Source organism: Streptomyces sp. NBC_01546, from assembly GCF_045208355.1.
Lineage (GTDB): Bacteria > Actinomycetota > Actinomycetes > Streptomycetales > Streptomycetaceae > Streptomyces.
Genome location: NZ_CP109379.1, coordinates 5608920 through 5623023 on the forward strand (window position 1 = coordinate 5608920; position 14104 = coordinate 5623023).

Consider the following 14104-nt stretch of genomic DNA (forward strand, 5'->3'; position numbering starts at 1 on the left):
GGTCAGGGGGCGGTGACGTTGGCCACCCCGCCCAGCACCCGGTCCACCAGCGCGTCGGTGAAGGCGTGCGTCAGCGGCTGCGTCCGCAGCAGCCAGCGGTACGTCAGCGGGCCCAGCAGCATCTCCACCGTCAGCCGCAGATCCGTGTCCGGCGCGAGCTGTCCGGCCTCCCGGGCGGTGCGCAACCGCGTTTCGTACAGGGCGAGCTGCGGCTCCAGCAGCCGTTCGTTGAAACGGGCGCCGAGCTCGGGGTCGGTCGCCCCGGCCGCCGTCAGGGCGCGCGCGGGGGCCTCGTACTTCTCGTCGCACAGCTCGTCCACCGTCGCCCGCAGGACGGACTTCAGGTCTGCCGCGAGGTCCCCGGTGTCGGGGAAGCCGGTCCACTGGGCGTCCGTCTCGGCGTCCCCGGCGAGCGAGAGCGAGGCGTCGAGGAGGACGGCGGCCTTCGACGGCCACCAGCGGTAGATGGTCTGCTTGCCGACCCCGGCCCGGGCGGCGATCGCCTCGATGGTCAGCTTGTTGTAGCCGACCTCCCCGACCAGGGCGAGCGCGGCGTCGAGGATGGCCCGCCGGGAGCGGTCGCTGCGGCGGGTTGCGTCAGGGGACTTGGTCATGTCCTGAAACTACCAACCGAGACGTCTCGTCTTCCTCTGAGGTCGGTCACTCGTTCGGGTGGGTCGTCTCGGTTCCGGGGAGAGCGGCGGGGCCGCGGTTCTAGGTTGGCGGTATGACGGCATCCGGGGGAGTTGGGGAGCCCGCGCACGTCCGGTTCACCTATCGGCTGCGTGTGTCGTCGGCCGCCTCGTCAGCCCTGCTTGCAGAGTGGAACCGGTGTCGCTGGGTGTGGAACCGGTGCGTCGCCGAGTCCAGGGCGGCGCACGAGGCCGGCGAGAAGTGCGGACCGGCGCAGCTGGACAAGATGCTGACGGGGTGGCGTGGCGAGCGGGAGTGGCTGAGCCTGGGTGGCAGCGTGCCGCAGCAGCAAATAGTCCGGGACTTCGCTACAGCCCGTGCCAAGGCGCTGAAGGACATCAAGGGGCGGCTGTCAGTGCGGCAGCGGGCTGGGATGCCTCGCTTCAAGAAGAAGGATCTTGCGGAACCGACGCTGAACTACACCCGTCGTGGTTTCCGGCTGAAGGATGGGCGTCTGCACCTGGCGGGCGGGATATCGGTGACGGTGGTGTGGTCGCGTGAGCTGCCCGCCGACCCGTCGAGTGTGCGGGTGTACCGGGACAGCCTCGGCCACTGGTACGCCTCGTTCGTCGTCCCTGCCGAGGTGCAGCCGCTTCCCGCGACCGGTGCGGTGATCGGTGTCGACTGGGGTGTGAAGGAGACGGCGACCACCACAAGCGATGGTCACGATCTCCCGCACTCGGAGCACGGGAAGAAGGCGGCCGGGAAGCTGGCCGGGTACCAGCGGATGATGGCCCGCCGGAAGCCGAAGGCTGGGCGGGCCGCCTCGAAGGGCTACCGCAAGGCGAAGCGGCAGGCCGCGAAGGCGCACAAGAAGATCGCCCGGCAACGGCAGGACGGCGCTCGAAAGTGGGCCAAGCGTGTCGTCACGGATTTCGACCATCTTGCCGTGGAGGACTTCCGGCCGAAGTTCCTCGCCAAGACCTCCATGGCCCGCAAGGCGGCCGACGCGGCGATCTCCGCCACCAAGCGCGAGCTGATCAACATGGCGCGCAAGCACGGTCGCGACCTGCGGCTCGTGAACCCTGCGCACACCACCATGGACTGCGGACGGTGCGGAGCGAGAACCAAGCACGCACTCCCGCTGTCGGAACGAACGTACACGTGCACCGCGTGCGGAGCCCTCTCCCCTAGAGACAAGAACTCCGCACGCGTCATGCTCGTCCGGGCTGGTCTCAACCCGGCTGATGCTGATCGCGGAAGACCTGACGGGCCGCCGGTCCGCCAGGCGGCGTAAGTCAGGAATCTCCTTCTTCAGGAAGGAGAGGATTTCAATGCGGTGTTCCGCGTGAGGAGAGACGATTCTCTCCACACTCGTCGTAAGTCGTGAGGAGCCTTCTTTGCGCAGAGACGCCACACCCCGGCGCTACCTGATGTGCCCACCCGCACACTTCAAGGTCACCTACTCCATCAATCCGTGGATGGACCCCACGAAACCGGTGGACCTGCCCCTCGCACACGCCCAGTGGGAGGACCTGAGGGACCGCTACCGCTCCCTCGGGCACACCGTCGAAACCCTCGTACCGCACCCCGAGCTGCCCGACATGGTCTTCGCGGCGAACGGGGCCCTTGTCGTCGACGGCCGGGTGCTCGGTGCCCGGTTCGCCTATCCGGAACGGGCCGCCGAGGCCGAGATCCACCTCGAGTGGTTCCGCGGCCACGGCTACCGGGACGTCCACGAGCCGTCCCACGTCAACGAGGGCGAGGGCGATTTCGCCGTCACCGCCACCTACATCCTGGCCGGCCGGGGCTTCCGCTCCAGCCCGCTCTCGCACGACGAGGCCCAGGAGTTCTTCGGCCGCCCCGTCATCGGCCTCGACCTGGTGGACCCGCGCTACTACCACCTGGACACGGCCCTGTGCGTCCTCGACGGCGACGAGGTCATGTACTACCCGCCCGCGTTCTCGCCCGGCAGCCAGGCCGTGCTCAAACGCCTCTTCCCCGACGCGCTGCTCGCCGACGCCGAGGACGCGGCGGCCCTGGGCATGAACGCGGTCTCGGACGGCCGGCACGTGCTGCTCCCGCAGGCGGCGACCGGGCTGCTGGCGCCGCTGCGGGACCGGGGCTTCGAGCCGGTCCCGATGGACCTGGGAGAGCTGCTCAAGGGCGGCGGCAGCGTGAAGTGCTGCACCCAGGAGCTGAGGCCCTAGCCCTCCGGGGAGGAGGGCGGCGGCCAGGCCTGGCCCCAGTCGGCGTCCCGCGCCGCCTTGTAGAGGTCACCGTGGCGCTTGGTCACGTTGACCCGGGTCAGGCCTGACGAGTCGCCTTCCTCAGGACCGCACAGTTCCAGCTGGACGAGCCCCTTCCGGATCTGCGGCCTCCGCGTGATCCGGAAGGTGGCCGGCTCCGTCGGGAAGCGGGTCGCGGCGACGTAGCTGAACTTCTCGTCCTCGTACGGGAGCGAGCCGCCCTTGACCTGCCGGTGCAGGGAGGACCGGCTGACCCGCGCCGAGAAGTGGCACCAGTCCTGACCGACCTCGATCGGGCAGGTCCCGTCGTGCGGGCACGGGGCGGCGACCCTCAGCCCGGCCGCGATCAGCTGGTCGCGGGCCTCGCGGATGCGGAGGTAGCCCTCCGGCGTGCCCGGCTCGATCAGCACCACGGCCTGACCGGCCCGCGCCGCCTCGGCGACGACCGCCGTACGGGCCTGCGGGGTCAGCTCGCCCAGCACGTACGAGACCGTCACCAGGTCGGCCTCGGGAAGCACCAGCCCGGAGCCGATGACCGCCCGCCGCCAGGCCGCGCCGCGCAGCGCCTCCGAGGTGGAGGCCGCCGCCAGCTCCCGGCCCAGGACCAGCGCCGGCTCCGCCCAGTCGAGCACCGTGGTCTCCCGCGGGCCGTCCCAGGTGGCGTCCACCGCCCAGGTCGCGGCTCCCGTGCCGCCGCCCACGTCCACGTGCGAGCCCGGCGCCCACCGCGGGGCCGCCTCCGCGAGGCCGTCCAGGGCGGCCCGGACGGCCTCGAAGGTGGCGGGCATCCGGTACGCCGCGTACGCCGCCACGTCGGAACGGTCGCGCAGCACGGGCGCGTCGGTCGGAATCCGCCCCCGGTAGCTGGCGATGAGCCGCTCGACGGCGGCCGTGGCCTGCTTGGGCGGGAGCCCGTCGAGCAGCCTGCCGAGCGTGCTGCGGAGGGTTTCGGCGGTGGTGGGGGCGGAGACGTTCACCTGCGAAGTTTACGGCGCCGCGGGCGCGCCGGATTCGCGGTTCTGCCAGGGCCGGCACAGGCCCAGGAAGCAGGCCACCGACAGGAAGGCGCACACCAGCTGCACCAGCGCCATCGGCACCGCCGTGTCCTCGCCCGCGATCCCGACCAGCGGCGAGGCGATCGCGCCGACCAGGAAGGAGGAGGTGCCGAGCAGGGCGGACGCCGAGCCGGCGGCGTGCGGGGTGCGCATCAGCGCCTGCGCGTTGGTGTTCGGCAGCACCAGGCCCATCGCCGACATCAGCACGAACAGCGCGGCGGCGATCGGAACCAGCCCGACTTCCCCGAACACCCCGGTCGACATGAGCAGCAGGGCCACCGAGGCGACCGTGATGATCCCGAGCCCGACGGCCAGCGCGTTGTCCAGGCGGACCCGGCCGACCAGCAGCTTGCCGTTGATCTGCCCGACGGCGATCAGGCCGACGGAGTTGACGCCGAACAGCAGGCTGAAGGCCTGGGGCGAAGCCCCGTAGATCTCCTGCACCACGAAGGGCGAGGCGGCGATGTACGAGAACAGCACGGCGAAGGCGAAACCGCCGGCCAGCATGTAGCCGGCGAAGACGCGGTCGCCGAGCAGCCCCCGCATGGTCCGCAGCGCGGCGCCGACGCCGCCCGTCTGGCGCCGCTCGGGCGGCAGGGTCTCGCCGAGGCCGCGCCACACCATCAGGGTGAGCACGAGGCCGACGGCGGTGAGGATGACGAACACCCCGCGCCAGTCGGCGAAGCGCAGCACCTGGCCGCCTATGAGCGGGGCGATGATCGGGGCGGTCCCGGATATGAGCATCAGGGTGGAGAAGAACCGGGCCATCTCGACCCCGTCGTACAGGTCGCGTACGACGGCCCGTGCGATGACTATCGCGGCCGCGCCGGCCAGGCCCTGGAGCAGGCGGAAGGCGATGAGCAGTTCGGCGGTCGGGGCGAGCGCGCAGATCGCGGTGGCGAGGACGTACACGATCATGCCGATGAGCAGCGGCCGGCGGCGGCCCCACTTGTCGCTCATCGGGCCGATGACCAGCTGGCCCAGCGCCATGCCGGCGAGGCAGGCGGTGAGGGTGAGCTGGATGGTGGCGGCCGGGCTGTGCAGGGCGGTGGTGACCTCCGGCAGGGCCGGGAGGTACATGTCCATGGACAGCGGGGGGAGCGCGGTGAGCCCGCCGAGTACGAAGGTGACCAGCAGGCCGGTGCGGCGTGCGGCCTTCAGGGGCGCGGTGGCGGTGGGGGCGGAGGGCGATTCGGGTGACGGTTCGTGCGAGCGGGCCGTCACGGGGCCTCTCTCCGACATGCGGAACTCCAGTCTGCTTGTCTTCTTTATGCACCCCTGACCGACCCATGCTCTCAGCAATCGGAACGTCCGGGGACCGGGGCGCCGTGTGACGTAGCCTGCGGCCCCATGGACGAACGCACGAAGAAGATCGCTGTAGTGACGGGTGCCGGCTCCGGAATCGGCCGCTCTGTGGCGCTGACCCTGGCGGCGGCCGGCTGGGCCGTGGCGGTGGCGGGCCGCCGTACCGGGCCGCTGGAGGAGACCGCCGCGGCGGCGGGCGACGGCGCCGACGTGTTCTGCGTACGGACGGACGTCAGCGATCCGGAGGACGTCACTGCGCTGTTCGGGGCCGTACGCGAGCGGTACGGGCGCCTCGACCTGCTCTTCAACAACGCGGGCACCTTCGGCCCGGGCGGCGTCCCGCTGGAGGACATCTCCTACGAGGCCTGGCGCTCGGTGGTCGACGTCAACCTGACCGGCGCCTTCCTGTGCGCGCAGGCCGCCTTCCGGCAGATGAAGGCGCAGGACCCGCAGGGCGGCCGCATCATCAACAACGGCTCCATCTCGGCGCACGTGCCGCGCCCGAACTCCATCGCCTACACCGCGACCAAGCACGCGATGACCGGCCTGACCAAGTCCCTGTCGCTGGACGGGCGCCCCCACCGGATCGCCTGCGGCCAGATCGACATCGGCAACGCGGCTACCGAGATGACCGAGCGGATGCAGACCGGCATCCTCCAGGCCAACGGGCAGCTGGCCGTCGAACCGGTGATGGACGCCGCCGACGTGGCGCGCACGGTGCTGCACATGGCGGAGCTCCCGCTGGAGGCGAACGTGCAGTTCGCGACGGTGATGGCGACGACGATGCCGTACATCGGGCGGGGCTGAGCAACCCCGTTGCCAGGGCGCGGCGGCGGAGACGATCATGAGGCCCATGACCGATACCGAAGTCGAAGTACTGCGCTACACGGCCTTCTCCGGCGACCCGGCGGGCGGCAACCCCGCCGGGGTCGTCCTCGACGCGACCGGACTGGACGACTCCGCGATGCTGGGCATCGCCGCCGAGCTCGGCTACAGCGAGACCGCCTTCCTGACCGCCCCGCCCGAGGGGCTGGAGGGCGAGCCGGGCCGGGCCTTCACCGTGCGCTACTTCAGCCCGAAGGCGGAGGTGCCCTTCTGCGGGCACGCCACCGTGGCCACCGCCGTGGCGCTGGGCGAGCGGATCGGCCCGGGGGAGCTGGTCTTCGCGACGCGGGCCGGGACCGTACCGGTCTCCGTCACCGCCGAGGAGGGGCGCCTGCGGGCCATCCTGACCAGCGTCGTACCGCACGTCGAGGAGATCGGCGCGGCCGACCTCGCCGAGGCGCTGGCCGCGCTGGACTGGCCGGAGGCCGACCTGGACCCGGCGTTCCCGCCCAGGATCGCCTACGCCGGAGCCCGCCACCTGGTGCTCGGCGCCGCCACCCGGGCCCGGCTCGCGGACCTCGGTTACGACTTCGCCCGGCTGGAGGCGCTGATGCGGCGCCTGGACCTGACCACCGTGCAGCTCGTGTACCGGGCGGGCCCGGCGGAGTTCCACGTACGGGACCCCTTCCCGGTCGGCGGGGTCGTCGAGGACCCGGCGACGGGCGCCGCCGCGGCCGCCTTCGGCGCGTACGCCCGGGAGCTCGGCCTGGTCCCGCAGGACGCCGTGCTCACCCTCCACCAGGGCGCGGACATGGGCCGGCCCGGGGTGCTCACGGTGGAACTGCGCGCGGGCGACCCCCGGGTCAGGGTCGGCGGCGAAGGCGTGCGGATCGCGTGACCGCGGGCATCGGCCCCGGCGGGGGCGCGGGCACGGCCCCGGCGGGAGTCCGCGCATGAGGGTGCTCGGCCTCGGCGAGGCCGGGGTGCCTGCGGCACTGGCCCGCCAGGTCGCCGACCTGGAGGCCAGGGCCTGGCCCGGATCCTCGCCCGGGCACGACCCGGCGCTGGCGCCGCGCGCCCTGCTGCTGGTGGACGCAGACGGCACCGTGGCCGCCGCGCTGGCGCTGCTGTACAAGGAGATCGGGGTCGCGGGACGGACGTACCGGGCGGCCGGGCTCAGCGGCGTGGTCACCCGGCCGGAGCTGCGGGGCCGCGGGCTCGGCGGCCGCCTGGTGGCGGCGGCCCGCTCCGAGCTGGCGGCCGATCCGGCCGTGGACCTGGCCCTGTTCAGCTGCGACCGGCCGCTGGCGCCGTTCTACGAGGCGGCCGGCTTCGCGCCGCTGCCCGGCACGGTCCTGGTCGGCGGCACCCCCGGGGAACCGCTGGCCACCGACGAGCCGGGTTTCGACAAGGCGGTGGTGGCGGCCTTCTTCACGGCCGACCCGGACCGGGACCGGGCCGCCTTCACGGGCATCCGCGTCCCGCTGTACCCGGGGACCATCGACCGGCTGTGGTGAGGCTCAGCCGACGGGCGCGGCGTCGGCGCCGTCCGTGGACCGCGCCTTCGCCTCCGCCGGGCGGCCGCGCTCCATGAAGAACAGCACCAGCACGGGGACCAGGTACAGCGCCCACACCGACAGCTGGAACACGGTGGGGTCCGGCTGGAAGTTGAACACGCCCTTGAGCAGGGTCCCGTACCAGCTGTCCGGCGGCACGGCGGAGCTGACGTCGAAGGCCTTGGTGTCCAGGCCGCCCAGGAAGCGGGCCTCCTGGAGGTCGTGGACCCCGTACGCGAGCACGCCCGCGGCCACGACCACCAGCATGCCGCCGGTCCACTTGAAGAACTTCGCCAGGTTGATCCGCAGGGCGCCGCGGTAGAACAGCCAGCCCAGCACGATCGCCGTCGCGATGCCCAGCAGCACCCCGGCCAGCGGGGCGGAGGATCCCTCGCCGCTCGCCCGTACCGACGCCCATACGAACAGCGCGGTCTCCAGCCCCTCGCGGCCGACGGCCAGGAACGCGGTCGCGACCAGCGCGCCGGTGCCCATGGCGAGCGCCGCGTCGAGCTTGCCGTGCAGCTCGCCCTTCAGATGCCGCGCGGTGCGCTTCATCCAGAAGACCATCCACGTCACCAGGCCGACGGAGACGATCGACAGGCTGCCGCCCAGCAGCTCCTGCGCCTCGAAGGTCAGCGCCTGGCTGCCGAAGGTGAGCAGGGCGCCGAAGGCGAGCGAGATCCCGCAGGCGATCGCGATGCCGAGCCAGACCGGGCGCAGGGCGTCCCTGCGCTCGGTCTTGACCAGGTAGGCGACGAGGATGCAGACGACCAGGCTGGCCTCCAGCCCCTCGCGCAGGCCGATCAGATAATTGCCGAACACGGTGGTTCCTCTCCGGCGGGGACTACGCGAACAGCGTCCGGCCCCACCAGTCGTCCTTGTCGCGGACGCCCGGCGGGACGGCGAAGACGGCCGAACCCACGTGCTGGATGTATTCGTTGAGGACGTCGGACTTCGCCAGATTGCGCTGGATGGGGATGAAGCCCTTGCGGACGTCGCGCTGGTAGGCGAGGAAGAACAGGCCCGCGTCGAGGCGGCCCAGGCCGTCCGTGCCGTCCGTGAAGGAGTAGCCGCGGCGCAGGATGGTCGCCCCGTTGTTGGTGTCCGGGTGTGCGAGGCGGACGTGCGCCTCGGGCTTCATCGCCTTCAGGAACGGCTCGTCGCGCTCCTTGGACTTGCCGACGGGGGCACCCTCGCCCTTGTCGCGGCCGAAGATGTCCTCCTGCTCCCCGAGGGGAGTGCGGTCCCAGGTCTCGATGTTCATCCGGATCCGGCGGGCCACCAGGTAGGAGCCGCCGGTCATCCAGTCGCTGCCGTCGCCGGGACCGACCCACACGTGCTTGTCCAGGGCCGCCTTGTCGGTGCCCGCGATGTTCCGGGTGCCGTCCTTGAAGCCCATCATGTTGCGCGGGGTCTGCTCGTCGGGCGTGGTCGACGAGGTCTTGCCGAAGCCGAGCTGCGACCAGCGCATCGCGGTCCGGCCGAAGCCGATGCGGGCCAGCTGGCGGATCGCGTGCACGGCGACCTGCGGGTCGTCGGCGCAGGCCTGGACGCAGATGTCGCCGCCGGAGCGGGCCGCGTCCAGGTTGTCACCGGGGAACAGCTCCAGGTCCACCAGGGCTTCCGGGCGCTTGTTCTCCAGCCCGAAGCGGTCCTTGGCGAACAGGCCGGGCCCGAAGCCGATGGTCAGGGTGAGCCGCGAGGGCTTGAGGCCCAGCGCCTCGCCCGTGTCGTCCGGGGGCGCCTCGGGGAGGCCGCCGAAGCCGCCCTCGCCGACCGGCCGGCCGGCCGTCATCAGCCGGGCCGCCTCGGTCCACTCCTTGAGGAGCTTGACCAGTTCGGCACGGTCCTTCGTCTTCACGTCGAAGGCCGCGAAGTGCAGCCGGTCCTGCACGGCGCTCGCGATACCGGCCTGGTGCTCGCCGTGGAACGGCACGGCCGCCCCGGCGGAGGCCACCGGCACCGCGTCCGAGCCGGTGCCCAGGGCCGCCACCGTGCCACCGGCCGCGGCGGCGCCGAGCGCGAGCCCGGCCCCGCCCCAGCCGAGCACGGAGCGCCGCGAGGGCACGGCCCTGCCGCCGTCGTTGTGTTCCGCTTCCGGCTGCACGGCCGGCTTCGACTCGGACATTCGGGTCTCCCGCCTGATCTCTCTGGTGCCGGTTACTTCGCGACCGCGGCCGCGAGCTTGGAGAGCGGCTCGGCGAGGGCGTTGACGCCGTCCGAGAGCTCCTTGCGCTCGGGCTCGCCGACCTTGTCGTACGAGGTGAACTCGTAGGAGGTCTTGTCGGCGCGGTACTTGTCCAGGAGGGTGTTCAGGGCCGCGAACTGGGTGTCGAGCTGCTTGGCGAGCTCCGGGTCGTTCTTGGCGGCGATCGCCTTGAGGACGTCGTACGCCTTCTGCGCGCCCTCGACGTTGGCCTTGAAGTCGACCAGGTCGGTGTGGGAGTAACGCTCTTCCTCACCCGTGACCTTGCCGGTGGCGACCTCGTCCAGGAGCTCCTTGGCGCCGTTGGCGATCGAGGTGGGGGTGATCTCCGCCTGGCCGACCTTCTTCTGCCAGTCGGTCAGGTCCGTGATCAGGGTGTCGGCGAGCTTCTTCTCCTCGTCGCCGATCTTGTTGTCGGCCCACAGGGCCTTCTCCAGACGGTGCCAGCCCGTCCAGTCCTTCGCCGGGTCCTGGCCGGCCTCCAGGCCGTCCTCGCGGACGTCGACCTTCGGGTCGATGTCACCGAAGGACTCGGCGACCGGCTCGGTGCGCTCCCAGCCGATGCGGGAGGACGCGTACAGCTTCTTCGCGGCTTCGACGTCGCCGGCCTTGACCGCGTCCGCGAAGGCCTGCGCCTTGGGGAGGGTCTCCTCGGCCTGCTGGACCACGTACCCGCGGTAGGCGGCGACCGCGGCGTCCATCTCGGGGCTGCGCTTCTCCTCGCCGGCCTTGCCGGTGGCCTTGACCTTCTGGACGATGCCGTCGCCCTTCATGCCGGGCTTGCAGACGATCTCGTACTCGCCCGCCTTGATCTCGGCGGTGATGGAGGCCTTGGTGCCGGGGCCGATGTTCTCGCGCTCGGTCACGATGCGGGCGTCCGGGAAGAGGACGTAGACCTCGGTGACCTTCGAGCCCTTGTTCTCGACGTCGATCTGCACCTTGCCCGACGGGAACTCCGTCTTCGACACGTCGCAAGCGCTGTCGGATGCCGCGACCTTGATCACGCCGTCGCCGCCCGCGTCGCTCTTCTGGGAGCAGCCGGTTACGGCGGTCAGGGCGGCCGCCACGGAGGCGGCGGCTATGACGGTGAGGCGGGCGGGGCGCATGGTGGGCTCCTGGGCGTCGGACGAGGGGGCCGTCCCAAGGGGGAGAGGCCAGTGAGGCGGACCTAACTTAACCGAGGCTTACCTGACCCATACCCACCCGTGCAGTGATTCAGCTCTCACCTTCCGGCGCCGGACACGGAGCCGTCACGGACGTTTCAGGGCGGCCCCATGACCAGGTCAAGGGGAGGTCAAGCCGGAGGGGCCGTTCCGTATCACGGAATGCTCCGTTCCGCGCACTGGGACGACCAGCGGTGCCCCGGTGTGCGGGTGCGGGAGGACCTCGACCGGCTGCCGGTAGACGCGGCTGAGCAGAGCGTCCTCGAACACCTCGGCCGGCGGACCGGCCGCGGCCATCCGCCCGTCGTGCAGGACGGCGGCCCGGTCCGCGTAGGCGGCGGCCAGCCCCAGGTCGTGCAGGACGACGACCACCGCGTCCCCGGCTGCGGCCCGCTCCCGGCAGATCCGCAGCACGAGTTCCTGATGGCGCAGGTCCAGGGCGGCGGTGGGCTCGTCGAGGAGCAACAGCGGCGCCCGCTGGGCCAGTACGCGGGCCAGTGCGACCCGGGCCCGCTCGCCGCCGGAGAGCGCGGAGAAGGGGCGGGCGGCGAAATCGGTGACCTCGGTCGCGGCCATGGCGGCGGCCACCGCCTCCTCGTCCGCGTCGGCGAGCGGGGTGCCGGCCCAGGGCGCGCGGCCCATCCGTACGACGTCCTCCACGGGGAAGGGGAAGGACAGCGCGGCCGACTGGGGAAGTACGGAGCGCCGCAACGCGAGTTCGGGGGCGCTCCAGTCGCCCACCGGGCGGCCGTCGATCCGGATCTCCCCGGACGCGGCCGGCAGGTCGGCGGCCAGCGCCGCCAACAGCGTGGACTTGCCCGCGCCGTTGGGGCCCACCAGGGCCAGCACCTCGCCGGCCCGGGCGGTCAGGTCGATCCCGGCCAGGACCTCGCGCTGTCCGAGCCGGACGTGCAGGCCCAATGCTTCGGCGAAGGCCGCGCCGGGGGCGGGGCGGGCCGGGACGGTCCGCTTGTTCCGGGAGAGCAGCCCGCTCAGCCTGCCGGTCACGCCCAGCCTCCTTGTTTGCGGCGGGTGCGGCGCAGCAGCCAGAAGAAGAACGGGCTGCCGAGCAGGGCGGTCAGGACACCGAGCGGCAGCTCGGCCGGCTGGGCGAGGGTCCGGGCGGCCAGATCGCCCGCGACCAGGACGACGGCCCCGGCCAGCGCGCTGCCGGGCACCAGGAAGCGGTGGCCCGGGCCGTTGGCCATCCGCAGCAGGTGCGGGACCAGCAGTCCGACGAAGGTGATGACCCCGGCCACGGCCACGGCGGCGGCGGTGAGCAGCGCCACGACCAGGATGAGGGCGAGGCGCAGCCGCTCGACGTCGATGCCGAGGTGGCGGGCCGGGCGTTCGCCGAGGGACAGGAGGTCCAGGCGGCGCGAGTAGAAGGGGGCGACGAGCAAACCGGCCAGGGCGCAGGGCAGTACGGCGAGCACCTTGGGCCAGGTGGCCTGGGCGAGGGAGCCGAGCTGCCAGAAGGTGATCTGGTTGACCTGCCCGCTGTCCGCGAAGAAGACGAACAGGCCGATGAGGGCGCCGGCGAAGGCGTTGACGGCTATGCCGGTGAGGATGAGGGTGACGACCTCGGTCCTCCCGCCGTTGCGGGAGAGGAAGTAGACGGAGCCGACGGTGACCAGGCCCGCGACGAACGCGCAGACGGTGATGGTCCAGTTGCCGAGGAAGCTGAGCCCGAGCCCGATGGCGGCGACCGCGCCGACGGCGGCTCCCGCCGAGATCCCGATGACGCCGGGCTCGGCCAGCGGGTTGCCGAAGACGCCCTGCATGAGGGCGCCCGCGCAGCCCAGGCTCGCGCCGACGAGCAGCGCGAGCACGACGCGGGGCAGGCGTACGTTCCACAGCACGCTCTCCCCGACCCGGTCGAGCGGCGCGCCGCCCAGCCCCGCGCGGTGCTGGACGGAGGCGAGTACGTCCCCGAGGGGGATCCGGTAGGCACCGGTTCCGGCGGAGACCAGGGCGAGGACGAGCACGGTGGCGACGAGGGCCGCGGTGAGCAGGAAGGCCCTTCTGTCGGGGAGGGTCACGTCAGGCGGCCTTGCCGTAGAGCTGGTTGATCAGTGAGGACAGCACCTGGTCGGTGCGCGGGCCGTAGTTGAGCAGGACGCCGTCGTCGACCGTGACCACCCGGCGGTCCATGCCGGCGGGGGTCTGGGCGACGCCCGGGATCTTCGTCAGGCCGTCGACGCCGCCGACCGATTCGAGGCCCTTGGACATCACCAGGATCGCGTCGGGGGCGGCGGCCGCCAGGGCCTCACTGGTGATCGGGGTGAAGTCCTTGCCGAGCCCGGACTCCTTGCCGGTGTCGACCGCGCCGGCCGCCTCCAGCAGCGAGGCGGCTCCGGAGTCGGAACCGCCCAGCAGATAGACCGAGGCGGTGCCGCGCAGGTAGAGGAACGCGACGCGGGGCTTCTTCCCGGAGGCGGCCGGAATCTCCTTGCGGACGGCGGCGATCCGGTCGGCGGTGCGCTGGTTCAGCCGCGTGCCGGCCTCGGTGACCCCGAGCGCGGCGGCGACCGCGTCGATCCGCTTCGGTACGTCCTCCAGCGACTTGGCGGGGGCGATGACGAGTACGGGGACGCCCGCGTCGCGGATCTGCTGGATCGCCTCGGCGGGACCGCTGGTGCTCTCCGCCAGGACCAGCGTCGGGCGCAGCGAGAGGACGCTCTCGGCGGAGACGTCGTGGCCACGTGTCACCACCGGCAGGGCGGCGGCCTGTTCGAAGGTGGCGGTGATGTCCCGGGCGACCACCCGCTCGCCGAGGCCCAGGGTGTGGACGATCTCGTTGAGGCTGCCGGTCAGCGGGACGACCCGGTCGGCCGAAGCGACCGTGACCCGGGCGCCGTCGGCCGAGGGCACGGTCACCGGCAGCGCGGGCAGCGGCGCCGGGGTGAGCGGTTCCACCCGGTCCGGGGCGGCCGCAGTGTGGGCGGACGGGTCCGGGGTGGTGGCCGTACCTCCGCAGCCCGTCAGCGCAAGTGCCAGTGCTGCCACGGCGAGAGCGAGACGGGGGAAGCGGTGTGACGCGGCGGGCGTAGGCACGAAGGCACCGTCCTGATCGTCCGACTGAGGTTGTGGAGACCGGGGGGTTTTCCAT

General features: G+C 72.3%; 14 protein-coding genes. 5 read left to right on the forward strand and 9 right to left on the reverse strand.

Annotation, left to right across the window (positions count from 1 at the left end; genetic code table 11):
* Window positions 1-2: 2 nt before the first annotated feature.
* A complete protein-coding gene (locus OHA89_RS25665) occupies window positions 3-614 on the reverse strand; it encodes a TetR/AcrR family transcriptional regulator (RefSeq protein ID WP_266609934.1) in 612 nt (203 codons plus the stop codon).
* A 113-nt stretch (window positions 615-727) separates the two neighbouring features.
* Here OHA89_RS25665 and OHA89_RS25670 point away from each other — a divergent pair, with 113 nt between their 5' ends.
* The gene (locus tag OHA89_RS25670) at window positions 728-1930 is read left to right on the forward strand and encodes an RNA-guided endonuclease InsQ/TnpB family protein (RefSeq protein WP_406367206.1); all 1203 of its coding nucleotides are present in this window, start codon (window positions 728-730) and stop codon (window positions 1928-1930) included.
* A gap of 103 nt (window positions 1931-2033) precedes the next feature.
* Entirely contained in the window at window positions 2034-2843 is an 810-nt protein-coding gene (gene ddaH, locus OHA89_RS25675) for a dimethylargininase (protein ID WP_215140714.1), read from the forward strand.
* Here ddaH and OHA89_RS25680 read toward each other — a convergent pair.
* Window positions 2840-3859, reverse strand: a complete 1020-nt coding sequence (locus tag OHA89_RS25680; RefSeq protein ID WP_266609939.1) for a small ribosomal subunit Rsm22 family protein — start codon at window positions 3857-3859, stop codon at window positions 2840-2842. The genes ddaH and OHA89_RS25680 overlap by 4 nt on opposite strands.
* A 9-nt stretch (window positions 3860-3868) precedes the next feature.
* Window positions 3869-5179, reverse strand: coding sequence for a Bcr/CflA family multidrug efflux MFS transporter (locus OHA89_RS25685; protein ID WP_406367208.1), 1311 nt, complete (start codon window positions 5177-5179; stop codon window positions 3869-3871).
* Between the two features lie 108 nt (window positions 5180-5287).
* Between OHA89_RS25685 and OHA89_RS25690 the strand changes: the two genes are divergently transcribed.
* Genes OHA89_RS25690 through OHA89_RS25700 form a run of 3 tightly spaced genes read left to right on the forward strand, consistent with a single transcriptional unit; the run spans window position 5288 to window position 7584 of the window.
* Complete coding sequence (locus OHA89_RS25690; protein WP_266609940.1) at window positions 5288-6049, forward strand: SDR family oxidoreductase; 762 nt, start codon at window positions 5288-5290, stop codon at window positions 6047-6049.
* A 46-nt stretch (window positions 6050-6095) separates the two neighbouring features.
* The gene (locus OHA89_RS25695; protein WP_266609941.1) at window positions 6096-6965 is read left to right on the forward strand and encodes a PhzF family phenazine biosynthesis protein; all 870 of its coding nucleotides are present in this window, start codon (window positions 6096-6098) and stop codon (window positions 6963-6965) included.
* Between the two features lie 55 nt (window positions 6966-7020).
* Window positions 7021-7584: a GNAT family N-acetyltransferase gene (locus tag OHA89_RS25700; protein ID WP_266609942.1), complete on the forward strand. Its 564-nt coding sequence runs from the start codon at window positions 7021-7023 to the stop codon at window positions 7582-7584.
* 3 nt (window positions 7585-7587) lie between these two features.
* On the opposite strand, the gene efeU is transcribed toward OHA89_RS25700, so the two are convergent.
* The 6 genes from efeU to OHA89_RS25730 all read right to left on the reverse strand — a co-directional run bounded on the left by efeU (window position 7588) and on the right by OHA89_RS25730 (window position 14049).
* Window positions 7588-8445, reverse strand: coding sequence for an iron uptake transporter permease EfeU (gene efeU / locus OHA89_RS25705; RefSeq protein ID WP_257556573.1), 858 nt, complete (start codon window positions 8443-8445; stop codon window positions 7588-7590).
* A 22-nt stretch (window positions 8446-8467) separates the two neighbouring features.
* Window positions 8468-9751, reverse strand: a complete 1284-nt coding sequence (gene efeB / locus OHA89_RS25710; protein WP_266609944.1) for an iron uptake transporter deferrochelatase/peroxidase subunit — start codon at window positions 9749-9751, stop codon at window positions 8468-8470.
* 32 nt (window positions 9752-9783) lie between these two features.
* Entirely contained in the window at window positions 9784-10935 is a 1152-nt protein-coding gene (gene efeO / locus OHA89_RS25715; protein WP_266609946.1) for an iron uptake system protein EfeO, read from the reverse strand.
* Window positions 10936-11112: 177 nt separating this feature from the next.
* Entirely contained in the window at window positions 11113-11979 is an 867-nt protein-coding gene (locus OHA89_RS25720; RefSeq protein ID WP_406368590.1) for a heme ABC transporter ATP-binding protein, read from the reverse strand.
* A gap of 17 nt (window positions 11980-11996) precedes the next feature.
* Window positions 11997-13034: an iron ABC transporter permease gene (locus tag OHA89_RS25725; protein ID WP_266609948.1), complete on the reverse strand. Its 1038-nt coding sequence runs from the start codon at window positions 13032-13034 to the stop codon at window positions 11997-11999.
* A gap of 1 nt (window position 13035) precedes the next feature.
* Window positions 13036-14049 (reverse strand): hemin ABC transporter substrate-binding protein, encoded by a 1014-nt coding sequence (locus tag OHA89_RS25730; protein ID WP_266609950.1) that lies wholly within the window; start codon window positions 14047-14049, stop codon window positions 13036-13038.
* Between the last annotated feature and the right edge of the window lie 55 nt (window positions 14050-14104).